Annotated in this window: 15 protein-coding genes; 8 read left to right on the plus strand and 7 right to left on the minus strand. The window is 60.1% G+C overall.

Annotated elements, in window-relative coordinates; translation table 11 throughout:
- Nucleotides 1-50 precede the first annotated feature (50 nt).
- From AB0P14_RS09145 to AB0P14_RS09155, 3 genes are read right to left on the minus strand one after another with little or no spacing between them, the layout of a single operon-like run.
- Nucleotides 51-962 (minus strand): sugar phosphate isomerase/epimerase family protein, encoded by a 912-nt coding sequence (locus AB0P14_RS09145; protein ID WP_363840739.1) that lies wholly within the window; start codon nt 960-962, stop codon nt 51-53.
- A complete protein-coding gene (locus tag AB0P14_RS09150) occupies nt 959-2,200 on the minus strand; it encodes a dihydrodipicolinate synthase family protein (RefSeq protein ID WP_363840742.1) in 1,242 nt (413 codons plus the stop codon). The genes AB0P14_RS09145 and AB0P14_RS09150 overlap by 4 nt, the downstream gene beginning before the upstream one ends.
- 2 nt (nt 2,201-2,202) lie before the next feature.
- Nucleotides 2,203-3,336 (minus strand): Gfo/Idh/MocA family oxidoreductase, encoded by a 1,134-nt coding sequence (locus AB0P14_RS09155; protein WP_363841429.1) that lies wholly within the window; start codon nt 3,334-3,336, stop codon nt 2,203-2,205.
- Nucleotides 3,337-3,642: 306 nt separating this feature from the next.
- Between AB0P14_RS09155 and AB0P14_RS09160 the strand changes: the two genes are divergently transcribed.
- Both AB0P14_RS09160 and AB0P14_RS09165 read left to right on the plus strand, forming a co-directional pair.
- The gene (locus tag AB0P14_RS09160; protein WP_363840745.1) at nt 3,643-4,707 is read left to right on the plus strand and encodes a LacI family DNA-binding transcriptional regulator; all 1,065 of its coding nucleotides are present in this window, start codon (nt 3,643-3,645) and stop codon (nt 4,705-4,707) included.
- Nucleotides 4,708-4,714: 7 nt separating this feature from the next.
- Nucleotides 4,715-5,137, plus strand: coding sequence for a pyridoxamine 5'-phosphate oxidase family protein (locus AB0P14_RS09165; protein ID WP_363840747.1), 423 nt, complete (start codon nt 4,715-4,717; stop codon nt 5,135-5,137).
- A gap of 34 nt (nt 5,138-5,171) precedes the next feature.
- On the opposite strand, the gene AB0P14_RS09170 is transcribed toward AB0P14_RS09165, so the two are convergent.
- Both AB0P14_RS09170 and AB0P14_RS09175 read right to left on the minus strand, forming a co-directional pair.
- A complete protein-coding gene (locus tag AB0P14_RS09170) occupies nt 5,172-7,469 on the minus strand; it encodes a DUF222 domain-containing protein (RefSeq protein WP_363840750.1) in 2,298 nt (765 codons plus the stop codon).
- Nucleotides 7,470-7,668: 199 nt separating this feature from the next.
- Nucleotides 7,669-8,214 (minus strand): hypothetical protein, encoded by a 546-nt coding sequence (locus tag AB0P14_RS09175; RefSeq protein WP_363840753.1) that lies wholly within the window; start codon nt 8,212-8,214, stop codon nt 7,669-7,671.
- 221 nt (nt 8,215-8,435) lie between these two features.
- On the opposite strand from AB0P14_RS09175, the gene cyoE reads away from it, so the two are divergent.
- The gene (gene cyoE, locus AB0P14_RS09180) at nt 8,436-9,392 is read left to right on the plus strand and encodes a heme o synthase (protein ID WP_363840756.1); all 957 of its coding nucleotides are present in this window, start codon (nt 8,436-8,438) and stop codon (nt 9,390-9,392) included.
- Nucleotides 9,393-9,549: 157 nt separating this feature from the next.
- The gene (locus AB0P14_RS09185; RefSeq protein ID WP_363840761.1) at nt 9,550-10,209 is read left to right on the plus strand and encodes a hypothetical protein; all 660 of its coding nucleotides are present in this window, start codon (nt 9,550-9,552) and stop codon (nt 10,207-10,209) included.
- A gap of 13 nt (nt 10,210-10,222) precedes the next feature.
- Here AB0P14_RS09185 and AB0P14_RS09190 read toward each other — a convergent pair whose 3' ends face one another.
- Both AB0P14_RS09190 and AB0P14_RS09195 read right to left on the minus strand, forming a co-directional pair.
- On the minus strand, nt 10,223-10,651 hold the full coding sequence (locus AB0P14_RS09190; protein ID WP_363840766.1) for a universal stress protein: 429 nt from the start codon (nt 10,649-10,651) through the stop codon (nt 10,223-10,225).
- A 114-nt stretch (nt 10,652-10,765) separates the two neighbouring features.
- Entirely contained in the window at nt 10,766-13,291 is a 2,526-nt protein-coding gene (locus tag AB0P14_RS09195; RefSeq protein ID WP_363840769.1) for a transglycosylase domain-containing protein, read from the minus strand.
- A 254-nt stretch (nt 13,292-13,545) separates the two neighbouring features.
- Here AB0P14_RS09195 and AB0P14_RS09200 point away from each other — a divergent pair, with 254 nt between their 5' ends.
- The 4 genes from AB0P14_RS09200 (at nt 13,546) to AB0P14_RS09215 (ending at nt 16,643) form a co-directional block, all read left to right on the plus strand.
- A complete protein-coding gene (locus tag AB0P14_RS09200; protein ID WP_363840772.1) occupies nt 13,546-14,313 on the plus strand; it encodes a YggS family pyridoxal phosphate-dependent enzyme in 768 nt (255 codons plus the stop codon).
- A gap of 72 nt (nt 14,314-14,385) precedes the next feature.
- Nucleotides 14,386-15,006, plus strand: coding sequence for an L-threonylcarbamoyladenylate synthase (locus tag AB0P14_RS09205; protein WP_363840774.1), 621 nt, complete (start codon nt 14,386-14,388; stop codon nt 15,004-15,006).
- Nucleotides 15,007-15,222: 216 nt separating this feature from the next.
- Entirely contained in the window at nt 15,223-15,786 is a 564-nt protein-coding gene (locus tag AB0P14_RS09210) for a DNA starvation/stationary phase protection protein (RefSeq protein WP_363840777.1), read from the plus strand.
- The gene (locus AB0P14_RS09215; protein WP_363840780.1) at nt 15,786-16,643 is read left to right on the plus strand and encodes an SDR family oxidoreductase; all 858 of its coding nucleotides are present in this window, start codon (nt 15,786-15,788) and stop codon (nt 16,641-16,643) included. The genes AB0P14_RS09210 and AB0P14_RS09215 overlap by 1 nt, the downstream gene beginning before the upstream one ends.
- The last annotated feature ends 45 nt before the right edge of the window (nt 16,644-16,688 follow it).

A 16,688-nucleotide genomic window follows, 5' to 3' on the forward strand; every position in this document is an offset into this window, starting at 1 on the left:
ACGGCGGGGCCACCCGGCTTCACTACATCTCTATAGGTCTATAGGCGTGCTTAGTGAGTCAATGCACGCGCCAAGTACGGCTCCACGAGTTCGGCGTAGCGGGCCTTCACGGTGTCAACAACCTCAGCGAACGGCAGGTTCCAGATGTCCTCGTTGAAGATTTCCACCTCCACCACCCCGTTGTAGCCTGCCTCGGCAACCCACTGGCCGATGGAAGCGAAGTCAATGACGCCGTCGCCCATGAACCCGCGCGACAGCAGCGCATCGGCGGCGATGGGCAAGTTGAAGTCGCACACCTGGTAGGAGGCAATCCGCCCCTGCGCACCGGCGCGGGCTATCTGCTCCTGCAGGGACGGATCCCACCAGACATGAAAGGTGTCCACCACGACGCCCACTGCCTCGACCGGGTGCGGCGCAGCCAAATCCAGTGCCTGCCCCAGCGTTGAGAGGACCGCACGGTCGGCGGCGAACATCGGATGCAGTGGTTCGAGCACCAGCCGCACTCCGTGTTCCAAAGCGAAGGGAACCAGCTCGGCCAGCCGGTCAGCCACGCGCTGGCGGGCCAGCACAATGTCCTTGCCACCTACGACGGCGGTTGCCTCGCCTCCCCCATCAACGGCGCCCGGTGAGACGCTGAAGTCGGGAAGCCCGCCCACCACCATGATGATTTCCGTGGTGCCCAGGGCCTTCGCCTCAAGGATCGCTGCCTTGTTGTCTTCCAAAGCCGCAGCTTGGCCGGCCGGGTCAGCAGCGGTCAAAAAACCGCCACGGCACAGGCTGGAGACCTGCAAACCCGATGCCTTGACCATCTCAACGGCATTCTCGAGTCCAACCTCTGCTACCTTGTCGCGCCACAGGCCAATGTGTTTCAGACCCGCTGCAACGCTCAGGGCAAGGGCTTCGGCGAGCGATGCCTTCTTGATCGTTGCGGTGTTAATGGACAACTTCTCAAAGCTGCTCATGCGGTAACTCCTTCCAAAACGCTGTTATCCAGCGTCGCAACAGAGCTGATACCCGCTGCGTTCAAGAAACCGGCCATGCGCGTGGCCGCCAGCTCAGGGTTGAGCAGCAGTCCCGCGGTGTTGGCCAGCCGGAACAGCTTGACCAAATGATTCATATCGCGGCCGGAATGCAACCCGCCAATCATCTGGAAACCTGCCTGGTAACCATTGAGCCAGGCCAGGAACGCGATGCCCGTCTTATAGAAATACGTGGGCGCTTCGAAGATGTGCAGACCCAGATCCCGGGTGGAATCGAGGATGGCACGTGCTTCGGTGGGGCGGCCGGCGTCGTACTCCTGCAAGGCGGTCGATGCAGCAGGGGCAATCGCAGCAAAGATGCCCAAGAGGGCATCCGAATAATGCGAACCATCGCCATCAATCAGCTCGGGGTAGTTGAAATCGTCCCCGGTGTACAGGCGCACCCCCTCCGGAAGCGAGGCCCGCAGCGCAACTTCATGTCCGGCGTTGAGCAAGGAAACCTTGACGCCGTCCACCTTTGCAGCGTGCGCCTCGATGAGTTGCTGGAAGGTGGCAGTGGCTGCGGCGACATCATCGCTGCCCCAGTAACCTGCCAAGGAAGGATCAAACATGGTGCCCAGCCAGTGCAGGACAACAGGCTCCTTGACCTCTTTCAGCAGCGTGCCATACAGCGTTAGGTAATCTTCGGGGCCGCTGGCAACCTTGGCCAGAGCGCGGGAAGCCATGATGATGACCTTCGCGCCGGAAGCTTCCACCACGGCAATCTGTTCCCGGTAGGCGGCCAATACGGCAGCCAACCCAGCCTGACCAGGCTCGACGTCGGCCGGGTCCAGCTGGTCGGTGCCGGCGCCACAGGCGAGCAGATCGCGCACGGTGCGCTGCGGGGTCGCAATGAGCGCGGCCTCGGCAGCGGAACGGTTGATGAGCTCCTGCGTGGCGACCCAGTCCAGACCCATGCCGCGCTGAGCGGTGTCCATGGCGTCGGCAATGCCCACGCCCCAGCTCCACAGCTCGCGGCGGAAGGCGAGTGTCGCGTCCCAGTCAATATCAGCTGGCGCGCCGGGAACGTTGTTGCCCAATACCTTGGGGGTCACGTGCGCGGCGGCGTACACCTTGCGTGAGGTGATGAGTTCGGTGGGCTTGCGCCACGGTCCCGTTGCATTTAGCGTCAGCGTTTCCAGCTCACCGCCGGGTAGCGGAAGGGTGATTGAAAGTGTCATGGTTAGAGCTCGATTTCCGGGATGTCCAGGGTGCGGCGCTCTGCGGAGGACTGCAGTCCGAGTTCGGCCAACTGCACGCCGCGAGCTGCGGAGAGCAGGCCAAAGCGGTGCTCGCGGCCGGCGATGACATCGCGCAGGAACTCTTCCCACTGCAGCTTGAAGCCGTTGTCCAGATCGGCGTTCGCGGGAACTTCCTGCCACTGTGCGCGGAAGGATTCGGTGACGGGCAGATCCGGGTTCCATACGGGCTTGGGTGTGTGGGCGCGCTGCTGGGCGACACACTTGTTCAGGCCGGCCACGGCTGAACCGTGGGTGCCATCGATCTGGAATTCTACGAGCTCGTCGCGGTAAACGCGCACGGCCCACGATGAGTTGATCTGGCCGATGACTGGGTCCCCGGCCGGGGTTTCCAGTTCAAAGATGCCGTAAGCGGCGTCGTCGGCAGTTGCCTTGTACTCCTTGCCAGCCTCGTCCCAGCGCGCCGGGATATGCGTGGCGGTCTTGGCGTTGACGGTCTTGACCTTGCCGATGATGCCTTCGAGCACGTAGTTCCAGTGGCAGAACATGTCGGTGGTCATGCCGCCGCCGTCTTCCTTGCGGTAGTTCCACGAGGGGCGCTGAGCGCTCTGGTGATCGCCTTCGAACACCCAGTAGCCAAACTCACCCCGGATAGAAAGGATGCGGCCGAAGAAGCCTTCGTCCACCAAACGGCGCAGTTTGACCAGACCGGGCAGGTAGAGCTTGTCGTGCACGACGCCTGCGGTGATTCCGGCGTCCTTGCCGATCTGTGCCAGCTCGATGGCCTCTTCGAGGGTCTCAGCCGTGGGCTTCTCGGTGAAAATGTGCTTGCCGTTAGCCATGGCCTTCTTCAAGGTGGCGGCACGCAGGCTGGTCATGGAAGCGTCAAAAACGACGTCGACCGTGGGATCGGCGATGACGGCATCCAGATCGGTGGACCAGTGCTCAACGTTGTGTAGCTCGGCCAGTTCCCGGACCTTAGCTTCGTTGCGGCCAATAAGGATCGGCTCAATAGCCACCTTGGTGCCGTCTTCGAGCGTCAGTCCGCTATCGCGCAGGGGCAGGATGGAGCGCAACAGGTGCTGGCGGTAGCCCATGCGTCCGGTGATGCCATTCATGGCAATACGGATGACCCGCTGCTTGCTTCCTGACTCAGTGCTGGCGGCATTGCCTGCAGAAGTGGACACGGCAGCTGCCTGCTCAGTGGTTGCGGTAAGAGTCATGTGATGCTCCTGAATGGTGTTGTTGGTATGTACCGCGGTTGGGTGACGCGGCCGATAAAGTGGAAAGCGCTTTCCCATCTGTGTTTAATCTATCATTGGGTTGAGTAGTTCACAAGGCCACGTCACTTTCGCCACACCGGCGAGTTTTCCCTGGTCACGAAGTTCTCACCCCGTCTACACAAATACGAATAGGGATCCGCTGTGCCCGTCAACCTCACCGAAGTGGCCCGCCATGCTGGCGTGTCGCTAGCCACTGCTTCACGCGTATTGAATGGTTCAGCGCGCAGTCCTGCCCCAGATATCAGCGAAAGGGTGCGGGCCTCCGCGGAAGAATTGGGCTATGTTGCAAACGCGCAGGCTCAGGCGTTAGCCCGTTCCACCACCGGCCTAGTGGGGCTGGTGGTTCATGACATTGCCGATCCTTACTTCTCAGCGATCGCTCATGGGGTTCAGGAGATGGCGCTTCAATCACGCCGACAAGTCCTGTTGGCAGGCACTGATCTGGGCGGCGAAGATGGCACGCCGCGCAGCGCCGAGCTGGCGGCTGTAAAGGCGTTTATTTCCTACCGGACAGACGCCATCATTTTGGCCACGTCCCGTTTCCTGGAGGAAGACCCGCTGCTGGCCAAGAGTTTGGAGCGTTACATCAAGAATGGGGGCAGAGTGGTCACGTTGGGCACAACCTCCATCCCCGATGCCAGAGTCGTGACCATCGGCAACTTTGACGGGGCCCGCGAGCTCGCGGCTGCACTACTGGCAAGAGGGCTCACTCGCTTTGCCATTCTTTCAGGCCCGCACGAACGTAATACTGCCCGGTCGCGCGTTGCGGGGTTCATGAGTGCCTTGGCGGCAAGTTCGCTCGAGCCTTTGGCTGTTGTCCCCGGACCGTTTACGAGTCGTGGCGGCTTCGATGCCACTATCGAGTGCCTTGATACTTTGAAAATCACCTCTGGCCAGGACGAGGCTGAGTCCCCCTTGTGTATCCTGGCGGCAAACGACGTCATGGCCCTTGGCGCCATGACAGCGATCCGCTCCCGAGGACTGCGGATTCCCGACGACGTGCAGGTGGCCGGTTTCGATGACATTCCAACCCTGCGGGATCACTCCCCCGGATTGAGCACTTACCGGTTGCCACTTGAAGAAATAGGTCGCCTCGCAGCAGGGTTGGCTCTAGACCCTGATGCTCAGCCTCTGGCGACAGTCACAGGAACAGTGATGTTGCGTGAAAGTGCTGGACAGCCCACCTTTGTTGCCGATGGGGCATAATCACATCATGAGCACAGAAGAGAGCCCCGGACAGATCATGAGCAACGATGAAGCCTGGCGCTTCCTCGAGCACACTCGCTTCGGCAGGTTGGCCCTGAGCGTGGGCAACCAGCCGGATATCTTCCCCATCAACTACCTTGCCCATGACGGAAAACTCCTCATGCGCACCAACCCTGGAACCAAGTTGGCTGAGTTGACCATCAACGACTCGGTGGCTTTTGAGATTGACGGACTCGCCGAGAACGAAGCCTGGAGCGTAGTACTCAAAGGCACGGCACGGGTCTTGGAATCGCAAACGGAAATTGATGCCGTTAGTGAGCTTCCCTTGGCACCGTGGCTCCAAACGCTGAAGTACACCTTCGTGGAAATCGTCCCGAGCAGTGTTAGTGGCTTCCGCTTTCAGCTGGGTACCGAGCCCGAGCGGTACTGAGTCCGAATCTGGCTGATCCAGAGTCCGGGGCTGGCTACACAGCGTATGGGAGTCCTAAGTGCGGATTCCTGCGCGCCGTTTCGAAGGCCATCCGAGTCCGGATCTCGTCGTCTTCTTGGTCGTAAGGTGTCGGCGCAGGAGGCTCGGGGAGATTATCGGGGTCCCAAGTCTCTTCATTGTCGTCTGCCTGAGTGAGGGCACTAGCGACTGCTTCGCTAACAGCTCCAGCCACTTGGTCAGCGACAGCTTCGGCGACCGCCAGTGAAAAAGCCTGAGCCAGCTCCGTTTCCTGCTGTCGAGTTGCATCATTGCGGTTCTTCTGGCTCTTGCCCGCCATTGCACGATCGATCAATTTCTTCAACCATTTCGGGTAGGCAGGCGGCTGCTTCTTCTCTGCGACTTCTGGTGGATGGAACCTGCCGGATGGGGAGGTCCAAGAGACCTTGCCATTGCTTTCCATATGCGGAGTCCAGCCTCGGAGCTTCACGTCCTGGCGCTCTGGTTCATCGATGCAGCGTCGCTTTCCGTGCCGATCCTTGTCGTCCTTGAAATGTTTGAGCAAGTGGTGGCGTGCGCACAAATTTTCAAGATTGTTGTAGATAGATCTACCCCCAGTTTCAAAGCTCTTTATGTGGTCCACATCGCAACTGATGGATTTTGCGAGGCAGCCGGGGAACTGACAGTACTCTTCCCGGATGCGCAGCATTGTCCGCATGGCTGAACCGATACGGTAGCGGTCAGGAGCAATGTCGAGCGGTTCGTTGCTGATGGGGTCAACGAGTAACCGGAGCATACTGGGGGCTTGAGAAGCAAGGCGTTTAGCGACTTCCATGCTGATGGGTCCGCATCCTTCCATCCATGCGGGTTCATTGGTCATGCCAAGGAGCGACAAGGCAGGAATCAGCACGATGGGAGTGACTTGCGGCAATGGTGGCCAAGGAGCCACGTCATAGGCCAAATCTTCGGCCACAGTGGTCCCCTGGAAGCTGGTTTCGCTACCGGCGCCTGGGTCAGAATCGGCTCCGGCACGCTTTAACGATGGGACATGAGCTGTGGCGTTCCAGTCGGGGAAGTTTCGAGGATCTGGTTCCCTAAAGTCTGGATGGTTGTAGTTAGGATCCTCAAAATCTGGGATCTGCCAGGGACTGAACTTGGCTGCGCACCGGTTTGGGTCGGGGAACGCGCCTTCACCGCAGGGATCCGGCTCTGGTTGGAGATACCAAAGATTCTTCCTCGGCGCCCCTTGCCAACCTAAAATCGGTCCTGCTGGCCCCTGTTCATTTTCATCCGGATTGTTTAGATCGGCCCCGGTTAGATCGGGATCGGCCACATCGGCCACATCGGCGCCATCCTGGCCCAGTTCGCTGGCCGAGGATACATTTGGGGCAGGTGATGACTCGGGTGCACTGGCAGGTGCGGGACTATGGATGCCGTTCTGGTCCATGCTTTGGCGCAGGAGCAGTGCCGCGGCAATATCTGCTCGCAATTGCGGTTGCGTTCTGCTCTCATGGGGCCCGCGTGCCGCCTGAGCTGTGAAGTTGCACTGATCCCAAATGGCTTCAATGGTGGGTGCTGGAGCATAGAGGCTGAGCCAGGACATGCCGTCCTGGCCACGCGATATGCGCACATTTCTCTCTGCAAAGGCACGACGGGTACGTGCCGTGATGGTTTCCGGGTAGCTGCGTTCACGCAACCGGCGGGCAGTGGCGCGAAAGCTTGGAAGTGTTTTGGTGAGAGCGTGCTCAAGTAGTGTCTGCTCAAAGGCGTCAATAGTTTCCTGAGCGATTCGTGCCGAACGCAGCAGAGACGTCTCTTCGGCGATGACCACCGCATGGTCCCAGCACAGCTCCCCTGCCGTGAGCACCTCCATGGTGGCCGGCAATTGCCGAACCAGCGTTACTGAATGATCGATCAGTCGCCAAGCGTATCCCTCCGCAACGTGCAAAATCGTTGCCAGTTCCGTGGTGATCTGCGCTAAGGCGCCATTCTTCTGCCACGCACCGAGGGATAGCAGTCCACCTTCTATGACGGAGGCTGAATCGAGCCGCTCAACCATGACGGCGACGAGAGCGGCGCACTGGTTTTGATGCCGACGTAAGGAAGCCACGGCGTCTCCACAGCTGTCCACCAAGGCGCGAATGCCCTCTAACTGTGAGTGCCGTTGTGCGCCGGAATTCTCGGGAAGGGGCAGTGCCGGCAGCCCGACGAGAGGCTCAATGTCAGAGGCAAGCGGTTCAATGGTGGGAAGAGCAAGCCCGTCAATCAATTCCGCCACACGAGCTGTGGCGGATAGATTCTCCCGATCAATCGGGAATCCAGATGAATTGCCCATACCACAATTCTAGATTATATGTATGGCAAGATCAATAGATTTTGAAATCTTCCCGTATAAATACTCTAAGATGTCCCCAGAATTCGCGACACAACACAGAAAAGCCAGCTGCCGCCGTCGTACTTGAGAAGAGTACGTCCGGCGGCAGCTGGGGTGGAGATCTGCGACGCTCGTGGCTTAGCAGCGGAATGTCAGTGGCTTACCAGCGATGCGCCACGTCAATCACAATCCGCGAGGTGTTCCCCGGTCCATCCAGGACAAACACCGTGAACGGGAGCCGTGCCCGGACTCCTAATGCGATGGTGGTGCTTCCTTCGAAGCTGCCTGCCATGGCCAGCTGGCGGAAGGTGGTGTACCCGGCCAGGTTGAAGAGTTCATTGGGGTTGGTCGGGGTGTAACTGGAGGTGCCGGAGCTGGTGTATGCGGGGGCCAGCACGGTGACCTGGAGATCGGCCGCACCACGCACGGGAACCGCCTGGCCGCTACCGGGGCGCTGAACCACTGACACGTACTGCACGGAGTAGCCGTTGGCGTGACCGTTGACGTCGATCACCATGCGGTCAAAGCACGCATGCTGCCCGGCTCGGACATTAGCTACCGTGGCGCTGGAACCGGTCCCGGCAGTCTTGGCCAACGAACCCCACACGATGCCGCAATAGGGTGCTGCTTGAGCTGGCGCCGGTGCGACGAGAATGAATGCCGCCAGCAACCCCACAATTGCCAGCCAGGCCTTGATGTACTTCATGGGAAACACCCTCTTTGAAAGTGAGAACTTACCCAGGTTTGGGTTATTTCACGTTATGCCTTGGCTGGCTCTGCGGTACCCGTTAATACGGAAGATCCGCTGAACTGTTATGGCTACCCCCAGGAGCGCAGGGAATCGTTATCCAGGTCTCCTAAGATGCTGCTTCGTGATGCGCAGCAGTAAGCTGATTGCAATCACCTTTACACTCCTGGAGTTCCCCCATGACCGCGCGCAGTTCCTCTCAACCGGCCCATCAGCCCCACCTCGATGGCAAAGATAGTGCGCTGGCCGCTCGGGCCACCGGAGTTTCATGGCAGGCGTCGGTGCTGCGTTACTATTCGCTGACGAAACCGCGGGTGATGTTCGGGAATGTCCTCACGGCAGCGGCTGGTTTCCTCTTTGCCAGTCCGGGCCGAATCGACTGGTGGATGTTTCTGGCCGTCTGCCTCGGCACCACACTGGTTATTGCTTCCGCGTGTGTACTGAACAACGTCTTGGACCGAGATATTGACACCGTCATGGCCAGAACCAAGAAGCGTGCCACAGTCACCGGCGGGGTGGGTGCGCGCAATGCTGTCATCTACTCCACCATTTTGGGGCTAGCTGGCGTGGGCGCTCTGATGGCATGGACCAACACGCTCGTAGTCATCGTGGGCCTGGGCGGTTTCTTGGCCTATGTGGTGCTCTACGGAATGCTCGCCAAACGTCTGAGTATCCATGGCACATTGGTGGGCAGCATCTCGGGAGCGGCACCCATCTTGGGCGGATACGTAGGTGCCAGCAACGCGCTCGACGCCGGAGCCGGCATTGTCTTCCTCATGCTCTTCTTCTGGCAGATGCCAGCGTTTTACTCGATTGCGATTTACCGGCAGGCTGAATATGCCCGCGCCCAGGTGCCGATCATCTCGGTGGTCCGCGGCATCGCCGCCACCAAGGCCCAGATCCTGGTCTACACGGTTGTTTACGTTGCCGTCTCGCTCCTTCCCCAGCCCTTCGGCTACACAGGCTGGGTATACACCGCAGCCACGGCGGCACTCGGTGCCGGTTGGCTGTTTATGGCCGTTCGCGGACTGCGCGCCACTGATGATGACCGCTGGGCACGCGTGATGTTCCGCTATTCACTGATCATGCTGTGCGCTGTTTCCGTATTGCTCGCCGTTGGCCCACGACTGCCATAGCCTTCCCGGCCGTACCAGAAAGCATTTCCAGGGCTCTGCAACAGGCACGGAGCCCTTGACCTTCGGAGCGAATAGGCCTGAAATGGAGTAAGACCACAATGGCTCTGCCCACGTGGCTGGGCTTCAGGGTCTGGTTGACGGATTGCTTAAAGGTCTGATGACCGCGTCCATACAGGAGCGTGGCGGCTACGGTGCCGGGAGGTCGATGGAAATGATGTTCCTCGTACTTGCAGTGCTCGTCACAGTCACTACGGTGGCCACGGTTGCCTTGGCCGGATCGCGCAGTCATCGGAAAAACGATCCCGATGCCACCTTTTGGTATGTGTTCACGGGCATGTGCGTGGTCGCTCCGATGATCCTGATCCCGGCCATGAGCAACCGAGTACTCTCGTGTGCTCTGCTGCTGCTGGCCGCTGGCACCGCCGTCGCTACTCAGCTGTGGTGCCGCCGACATGCGGATCTGCTGGCCGCCACTGGGCACCAGGCCGAGTTGGCGGCAGCATTCACGCAGATATCTCACCGCCACCAAGCCCTGATCACGCAATGGAGTCGCTACGAGTTAGATCCGGGTGCCGCCATCGACTTCCCCACCATGAGCGATGTCCGTGTTCCTGAGACATCGGCCCTGATCCGGGCGGTGACGGCCGCTAACCAGTTGCAGCCAGTCACCGACGCCAGGATTGTCCCGGACACAGTGCACTCTGCTTTTTCCCTCATGACGGACGACGGCGTAGCCACCTACCAGCGTGCCGTCGCCGAGCTGGAGGTAGCTCTTGAGACGGCAGAAGCCGCGGCCCGCCGCTACCAGCGTGGCTGAGGCAGCAGCGCCGCTACTGAACCACTAGCACCGGAACCGGCGACTGGTTCACGACCGCGGAACTAACAGATCCCAGCAACAGCCCCATCAAGCCACCGTGACCACGGCGCCCAACGACGAGCATGCGTGCGCCCTGGGCCACTGATGCCAATCCGCTAGCTGCCGAACCCTGCAGCAGCCGTGCAGAAACGGAGGCCGGGACGTCTTCACCAAAGGCCTGAAAAAGTGCATCGCTCAAAACTTTACGGGCACCCTCCTCGAAGCTGCCAATGCCCAACGCGGCGTAACTGGAGTGTTTGGTTGGCATTTCCCAGACAGCAACAGCATCGACCACACCGCCCAATTCGGCTGCCAAGCGCGCGCCTTCCTTGAGTGCATTCACCGAGGATGGTGAGCCGTCAACACCGACAACAATACGAACCTCTGGTGTAGCTTCAGACACGAATTGCTCCTTAGAACTGCGGGCTTGTCCCGTTACCTGCATTCTTCCGTATGAAACATAAAGGAGGTAATTGGCGCTCTCTCGGTGCGCAACGTGGGCCACCGGCCCACTGATTCACGGGCTTGGGACCGGCTGCACAGGTGTGCCTTGCTGGCCCGGTTCGCCTGATGGCACCGGTTGCGCTGGTGCACTTGGTTGCACCGGCTGTGCGGGTTGCGCTGGTGCACTTGGTTGAGCGGATGGCTCCGGCTGTGCCGGCTGGTTGGGTTGGAGAGGAGCCTGCAGGGTCCCGGGCACGGGCGAGATCACCTCCCCGGGCTTGGGATCATTGACACCGGCCACGTACGGAGCGGTCGGCGCCAGCATGAGCGCCGGCGGCTGGTTCAGCGGCTTGGCGCTCAGTCCGGGAGTCTGGGCGGCTTGGTTCATGACAGCGGCCCAGTTGCTGCCGGCGAGCTGGTTTCCGTCAATGTTCGGGTAGTAGACGCCGTTGATGGTGATGTCTTGGTTGATGTACTTGTCCGCGTTGCCCTTGTAGCTGCCAAACCAGGAGGCCGTGGCAATGCCGGAGTTGGCACCGATGGTCCAGGTCTGGATGTTGCCGTCAGTTGTGCCGGTCTTGGCAAAGGAGGAGCTCTTGTCGTTGAGCGGAATCGCGTAGCCGGAACCATTGGTCAGCATGTACTGCAGCGCGTAAGTCACACCCGCCGCCACTTCGGAAGTCATGGCCCGCTGGCAGCCGGCGCCCGGAACCGGGTAATTGGTTCCTGCCGCATCCTTGACGGAGACCAGGGCAATGGGGCTGCAGCGCACACCATCGTTGGCGACAGTGGCAAACGCCGTCGCCATGTCAATGGGGGCCACATCGTTGGTGCCGATCAGGGCGGGGATGTTGGAGAGGTCATAGGGCTTGTTGGTGTGCCCGTCCTTGACCCCGGCCGCCGTCGCCATCTTCTGGATGTTGCAGAAGTCCAGGGCCGTGGCCGTCTGGAACGTGACCGTGTTGATGGAGATGGCCAGGCCAAGGTAGGCCGTCATGGAATGGTAGTCGTTGGGGCCGTCGTTGGGCAGCAGGGATTCGCCCGGCACTGACGGGTCATAGGAACCGGTGGTGGTGCCGCAGGAATTCTTCCACGGATACCCTGCGGGGTAATAGCGCACGGCACCATTGATGGAGGTCATCATGGAGTGGCCGCTGTTGAGCCATTCGGCAAACACGAACGGCTTGAATGTGGAACCAATCTGGAAGCCGCCTGCACCGTGGAGGGGTTGGCCACTGGCATCGTTGACGGGCAGCGCAAAGTTGCCCATGTAGTTCCCGGGATCAGGTGCCGGGTTGTAAACCGTGTTCTGCGCCATGGTGAGGACCTTGCCGGTGCCCGGCTGCACACTGACGACGGCGGCACCGCGCTCGAGTGGGTCGGCCCCCGAGATGGTGCCATTGACCTGTTCCTGGGCCACGTTCTGCAGTGCCGGGTCCAGGGTCGTCTTGATGGTCAGTCCGCCACCGTACAGGAGCTTGGTGCGCTCCTCCACCGTGGCGCCGTAGGCCTTGTCGTTGAGAATCAGCTGCTGGACGTAGTCGCAAAAATACGGTGCCATGGCGGCAGCCGTGCAGCCCTGACCAGATTTTGTCACATGTAGCTCCAGCGGTGATTTGACCGCGGCATCATGGTCCTTCTGGTTGATCTTGCCTTGCGTCAGCATCTTGGCCAGCACATCATTGCGGCGCTCCACCAAATGATCGGGCTGCGTAATGGGGTCGTAATACCCCGGGTTATTGACCACCCCAGCTAGGGCGGCGGCCTGAGGCAGAGTCAGCTTGGCGGCGGTGGTGTTGAAGTACAGTTTGGCAGCGGATTCAATACCGTAGGCGCCGTTGCCGAAGTAGATGATATTCAGATATCCGGCCAAGATATCGTCCTTGGACATTTCTTTTTCTAAGCTGATCGCGAGGCGAATCTCATTGACCTTGTCGGCAACTGTCTTGTCCATCCCGAACTTGGCCTGGTCCGTTTTGCCTTCGGCCACGAGCTGTTCAATGAGCATGTTGTTCACGTACTGCTGGGTGATGGTGGAGGCGCCCTGCCTGCCACCCTGGGCGGTAGCTACGAGAGCGCGCAAGATACCCGTGGGGTCTACTCCCCCATGGTCGTAAAAGCGGGAATCTTCGATGGAAACAATGCCCTCTTTGATGAAAGGTGACATGTCCGCCAACCCAACAATCTGACGGTCTTGGGCATAGAGGGTGGCGATCGTGGCGCCGTTGGCGGCCAGGATCGTCGTGGCCTGCGGCGGCGCCTTCATATCCAGTACCTGTGGGGCATTGCTAATGAAGTCATCGGCGCCGTGCATAGCCGTTGTGGCGATTGCGGCGGCCGGGACAAAGAGGGCAGCCACGAGGGTTCCGGAGATGGCACAGATAGCAAAGAACCGCCCCCACTGGGCGAGGGTCTTGCCAGTTCCGAGACCCTTACTGCTTCCAAAGAGTCCACGCCAGCCTGTGAGCCAGCCTTCCCGACGGAGGAGACTAGTCCTAGCCGCCTTTCCGCTCGGACCCCCGTCAACCTTCTCGTATGCTTGCCCATTCGGGGGCATACCCTTTGCCGGGCCTGGTTTCGGTGTTGCGTCCTGGGCCATGCACGTTCCCCTCAATAGCTGCTGCCGTTTGGCTGGCCGCAATCAGTAGCTAGCGGTAATCAATTAGCACTTAGCGGCACGGGCCCTTTTAGAGTGCGCCTTAAAGATGGGAATTTCCTGAAAACGGCCCTGAAAACGGCACCGTCATGCTCTGGGAAAGCGTGGTCTAAAACTGCTGCTCTGAAGGTGGTGTTGTGACAGTGTTCCCCGGTGGGACCTTCCACACAGCTTGTCATTCGTGAAAGTGTGGGTCCATGGAACAGCAGCTGCCCTACCCCACCGCCTACACGGTTGAAGACTTCGCTCAACGGCTGGCCTTGGTCAAAACTCGGATGGCAGCTGCCGCCCAGCGCGCCGGGCGCACGGTAGCGGATGTTCGGCTACTGCCGGTCAGTAAGACTGTGGACTCGGCAAGGATGCGCCACGCCATTGCGGTCGGCTGCAAAGACCTAGGCGAAAACAAAGTGCAGGAGGCCCTGCGTAAAAGTCGTGAACTAGCGGACATCCCCGGACTGCGATGGCATGTCATTGGCCATCTACAAAGTAACAAGGCAAAGTTAGTAGCCGAATTTGCCCACGAATTTCAGGCGTTGGACCGGCTCAGCGTCGCTACCGCCTTGAACAACCGGCTCGCCACAGCGGGACGAGTTTTGGAGGTCCTGGTCCAGGTCAACACCTCGGGCGAGGACAGCAAATTTGGGCTGCCACCGGAGGAAGTGGGGGCCTTCCTCAAAGAACTCCCAGCCTTCGAGCACCTGCGCATCAAAGGGTTCATGACACTGGCAATCCACAGTGCAGACGATGCCCGGGTTCGCGCTTGTTTCCAAAGTCTCCACAGCGTCAGGGAGCAATGGCGGTCGATGGCGCCATCCGGCGTCGACCTTTCAGAATTGTCTATGGGCATGTCCGGCGACTTTGAACTGGCCATTGAGGAGGGCTCCACGGTGGTGCGGGTGGGGCAAGCGATTTTTGGGGCCCGTGCCCTGCCAGACAGTTATTACTGGCCTGCCCCCGGAGCCTGAAGCCAAGGTAAAAATAGCCATGAAATGCGGTCAATGGCGGCGCCGTAGGCCATGGGGTCGTATGCTCGGGTCATGGCTAAATTTTTCGACATCCACCCGAACGATCCGCAGGCGCGCTCCGTCAGCCAGATCGTTGAAATCCTGCGGTCTGGCGGTTTGATCGCATACCCCACGGACTCCTGTTACGCGCTGGGTGCGCAACTGGGAAATCGTGAAGCTCTGGACCGTATCCGGACCATTCGCCAGCTCGACAAGCATCATCATTTCACGCTGGTCTGCAAAGACTTTGCTCAGTTGGGCCAATTTGTCATGATCGACAATGACATTTTCCGAAGCATCAAGGCCGTCACACCTGGTCCCTACACCTTTATCCTGCCGGCAACGCCGGAGGTCCCGAAGCGGCTGGCGCACCCGAAGAAGCGGACCGTTGGTGTCCGTATCCCGGACAGTCGCCTCATCCACGACATTCTTGAAGAACTCGGTGAGCCCATGCTCTCCAGCACATTGTTGCTCCCCGGCGAGGAAGAGCCGCTGACGCTGGGATGGGAAATCAAGGAAGCTCTGGACCACGTGGTTGACGCCGTGATTGATTCCGGCGACGTCGGCGCCGAGCCCACCACAGTGGTGGACTTCTCCAGCGGTTATGCAGAAGTGGTGCGCCGCGGCATGGGCGATCCCAGCCGTTTCGAATAATACGTTTCGAATAGGGTCTAGAGCCAAACGAGAGTGGCGTACCTGCGGCCTTTTGATAAGGCGTAGCTCTGGAACTTGAGGCTAGTTATGGTTAGCGTGGAAGTGGCCGGACAGCGCGCTGAGCCGGTCAGCTGAAAAGCTAGCCAACCAGTAAGAACAAGCAAGAACCTGAACAGAATAAGTGCAAGCACACAAACAGGATTCGAGGGAGTTTCAATGGTCACCAAGAGAACAGCCCACACAGGTTACACAGTGCCCGGTCTGTCACTGCAGGACGGACATCAGGTCGCAACGTTTCTTCAGGGGCGGTTACACGCCCTGAACGATCTCCAACTGACGCTCAAACACGCGCACTGGAACGTTGTTGGCAGGGATTTCATCAGCGTTCACGAGATGCTGGACCCCCAGATCGAGCTCGTCCGGGCCATGGTTGATGAGACCGCGGAACGGATTGCCACCCTCGGTGTCTCCCCCAACGGCCTGCCTGGAGCGCTCGTGACCGCACGTTCCTGGGACGATTACTCCATTGGGCGCGCGCACACTTCGGCTCATCTCGCGGCGCTGGATATGGTGTATTCCGGATTCCTCAAGAGTCACCGCGAAACTCTGACTGCCGTGGGCGAGGTGGATCCGATCACCGAGGACATGATCATCACCCAGTGTGCCCAGCTGGAGTTGTTCCAGTGGTTTATGCGCGCGCATCTGGAGGACGACGCCGGTGACCTCGCCAATGCCGGCAGCAAGACCGAACGTTCGGCAGCGGCGAAAGCCCCCAAATAGTGCCGGGCCTTGTCCCTGTCCTGGGCGCTCGTACGGATTATCCGCACACCGCCATTGTGACCGGCGCCGACAGAGGCATTGGCAAGGCCACTGCCATTGCCTTGGCCCGCAGCGGATACGATGTGGGATTCACGTGGCATGACGATGAAACTGGTGCAGCAGACACCGTCCAGATGATTGAGGGTTTGGGTCAGCGAGCAGTTTCGGTGTGGCTGGATACCACCGATGCCGCCAGCTGTGCCCCGGCGATCACACTGCTGGCCGACGCCCTGGGGTCACTGGGGGTGTTCGTGAACAACGTGGGCATCGGGCTGACCAAATCAGTAGTGGACACCGAGCTGCACGAGTGGCAGCGAATTCTGGACACCAACCTCAATGGCGCCTTCCTCTGCCTGCAGGCGGCTGCCAAGTTGCTGATCGCCGGTGGTGTTGGCGGCCGGATCGTGGTGGTGACAAGCGTTCATGCTCATCAGCCGCGTTTCGGGTACGGCGCGTATTGTGCCTCGAAGTTTGGCTTGGATGGTCTGACCAAGACCCTTGCCGTGGAACTGGCCGGTCACGGCATCACCGTCAATGCCGTTGCCCCGGGGGAGATTGCCACGCATCTTCCCCACACAGAAACCAGGCACCCGCATCAGATCCTCCGCCCAGGTATTCCACTGGGATACGGCGGAACAGCCGAGGAAGTGGCTCATGTGATCGTCTTCCTGGCCTCCCCCGCGGCGAGTTACGTCACGGGGGCCAGCTGGGAGGTCGACGGCGGCATGGCGGAAGTAGGCGCCCAGGCCAGCTCGCACCTGAGCAACAATGACTGGCGAGAAGCCACCAACGCAGGCACCAGCCAAGCGCGACGCTAGCCGCCAGTGCGGGCGCCGCCGGCGGTAGCCTCCGCCGGAGGCGCC

The organism is Specibacter sp. NPDC078709, from assembly GCF_040686795.1.
In the GTDB taxonomy this organism is placed as follows: Bacteria; Actinomycetota; Actinomycetes; order Actinomycetales; family Micrococcaceae; genus Specibacter.